Annotated in this window: 1 protein-coding gene; it reads right to left on the bottom strand. The window is 74.2% G+C overall.

Features of this window, described 5'->3' with window-relative positions; genetic code table 11:
• A partial coding sequence (locus ACOV8S_RS14710; protein ID WP_448318259.1) for a M28 family metallopeptidase occupies positions 1-1,425 on the bottom strand: 1,425 nt, incomplete at both ends.

Here is a 1,425-nt window from a genome sequence, read left to right as displayed (position 1 = left end):
GTCGTGGGAGTAGGAGCCGACGGCGTGCGCGATGACGTCGATGTTGACCTCGAAGGCCTTCATCGAGATGTTGTCCAGGTCGTCGCACGCCTGGTGGTAGCAGGCGTCGAAGGGCTTGCCCGCCGTGCCGCCGAAGAGGGCGGCCATCTCCTCGGTCTTCACGCCCTCCGCGCCGGTGAACGTCCCTCCGGCGGGGATGCCCGCCTCGATGAACGGACCGTAGTCCGACCGGCCGTCGAAGTCCGCGCCGAGGTGGCGCAGGCCGCGGCTGTCTAGGAAGTCATTGATCCCGCGCTCCACTTGGGCGGAGCCGGCGGGGCCGGGGCCCTCGCCCGCGCCGTCCGAGTCGTCGCCGTCGTAGACGAACTGGGCGGCGTTGGGCGAGGCGATCATGTCGAAGTTCAGGTACAGCCGGATCCTCCCGCGTTCCTCGGCGGACAGCTTGGAGACGTAGTCCGTGGAGCCGAGCAGGCCGAACTCCTCCGCGTCCCACCAGGCGAAACGCAACCGGTCGGCCGGGCGGCGTTCGGCCCGCGCGAGTTCGAGGGCGACCTCCAGGAGGCCCGCGGAGCCGGAGCCGTTGTCGTTGATGCCGGGGCCCTCGACGACGGAGTCCAGGTGGGCGCCGGCCATCACCGTGCGGGAGGGGTCGCCGCCGCGGGTCTCGGCGATCACGTTGTGCGCGGTGCGTTGCTCGCGGCGCTCGCGCAGGTCGAGGGTGACGGTGGTCCCCGCCTTCGCGGCCGCGGCGGCGAGGGCCGCGCCGTCCTCGCGGGTGACGCCGCCGGTGGGGATCGCGGCGGCGGAGGGGTCGCCGAGGGTGCCGCGCAGCGGGCCGTCCGCGTTGTTCACGATCAGCGCGGCGACGGCGCCGGCGGTGGCGGCGGCCTTCTGCTTCTCGGCGAACGAGCAGGCGCCGCGGGAGATCAGCACGACCTTGCCCTTGACGTCGTGCGGGGCGTAGTCGGAGGGCTCGCACCCGGGGGTCGCGTCCGCGGTTCCGTCGCCTCCATCGCCTCCGGTCTTCGGGGGCAGCGCGGCGAGGGGGGCGGTGAGGCCGGCCTCGGGGGTGGACACGGTGTACGTCATCAGCGCCACGTCGACGTCCCGCGGGGGCGTTCCGGGGGCGGTGACGCTCAGCTTCTCGGCGAGGGCCTCGGCGTAGGTGAAGGTGAACGGGACGGTGCTGACGCGGTAGCCGGCCTTGCGGAGGGCCTTGCCGAGGTATGCGGCGGTGGCCTCGCCGCCGGGGGTGCCGGCGGCGCGGTTGCCGCCGTTGGCGTCGGCGATGCGTTGGAACGCGGCCAGGTGGGTGTGCGCGTCCTTCGCGTCGGCGGCGCGCACAAGGCGCGTGGCCAGGTCGTTCGCGGCGGCCGCGGGGTCCTTGGGTTCGCCGGGTCCCCCGGGGTCCGGCGCGGGGGAGGC

The organism is Streptomyces sp. CO7 (assembly GCF_053474865.1).
This window is presented reverse-complemented; position numbering and strand designations above follow the sequence as displayed.